Annotated in this window: 1 protein-coding gene; it reads left to right on the forward strand. The window is 68.9% G+C overall.

Annotated features, from left to right (window positions below; all coding sequences use genetic code 11):
- A partial coding sequence (gene tssI, locus PVZ80_RS19705) for a type VI secretion system tip protein TssI/VgrG (RefSeq protein WP_273864435.1) occupies positions 1-1,295 on the forward strand: 1,295 nt, incomplete at both ends.

A 1,295-nucleotide genomic window follows, 5' to 3' on the forward strand; every position in this document is an offset into this window, starting at 1 on the left:
TGGGGCCTGGTCTCCGCCTTCGAGCAGGGCGCCACCGGCTTTCGACGCACCCGCTACCGCGCCGTGGTCGAGCCACGCCTGGCCCGCCTTGGCCTGTCCTCGGACTGGCGCATCTTCCAGCAGCAGAGCGTCCCGCAGGTGCTCGCAGCGCTGCTGGCCGAGCACCACATCGAGCACTACGAGCAGCGCCTGACCGAAGAGCACCTGCCGCGTGAGTACTGCGTTCAGGCCGGTGACACCGACCTGGATTTCGTACTGCGTCTGGCCGCCGAAGAAGGGCTGTTTCACCGCTTCGTTCACGATGCCTCCGGTGTGCAGCTTGTCCACGGCGACCGCCTGTACATCCACGGCGCCATCGACGGCGGACCGGTGCGCTACAACGCCACGCCCGGCGGTGACCAGCCCGAGCCGGCCCTGCGTCGCTTCACTTACACCGAGCAGGTCCGCACCGCCCGCCAGACCCAGCGCGACTACACCTTCACCCACCCGCGCTACCGCCAGGAGCACTCACCCCAGGGCGAGAACATCAAACACCAGGACCTGGGCTACGAGCGCTACGACTACCCGGGACGCTACAAGCAGGACGCCGCCGGCGTCCCCTTCACCCGCGACCGTCTGCGCGGCCTGCGCCGCGATGCACGCATCGCCGTGGTCGAAGGCGATGACCCGCGCCTGGTGCCTGGGGTGGCCTTTGACCTCATCGGCCACCCGCGCGAGGACTGGAACCACGGTTGGCGCCCGGTCCACATCCGCCACACCGGCATCCAGCACACCAGCCAGGCCGAAGAGAGTGCCGACGCCCAGCGTGGCACCCACTACAGCTACGTCGCCGAGATCGTGCCTGATCGGGTGGAGTGGCGCCCCGCTCCGCTGCCGCGTCCGCTCATCCCCGGCCCGCAGGTGGCCACCGTGGTGGGCCCAGAGGGCGAAGAGTTCCACGTCGACGAGCACGGCCGGGTGAAGGTGCAGTTCCCCTGGGACCGCCAGGGCAAGCACGACGAGCACAGCTCGTGCTGGATACGCACCGCCCACGCCTGGGCGGGCACGCGCTGGGGGCATATCGCGCTGCCGCGCATCGGCCAGGAGGTCGTCGTCGACTTCCTGGACGGCGATCCGGACCAGCCGGTGATCACCAATCGGCTCTACCGGGTCACCAACCCCACGCCCTACAAGTTGCCCGATCACCAGGTGCTCTCGAGCGTCAAGAGCAAGGAGCACAAGGGCCACCGCGCCAGCGAACTGCGGATCGACGACACGACGAAGGAGATCAGCGCGGCGTTGATGAACGACCATGG

The sequence above is a fragment of the Pseudomonas sp. B3G-3 genome, from assembly GCF_028640915.1.
Classification (GTDB): Bacteria; Pseudomonadota; Gammaproteobacteria; order Pseudomonadales; family Pseudomonadaceae; genus Aquipseudomonas; species Aquipseudomonas chlororaphis_I.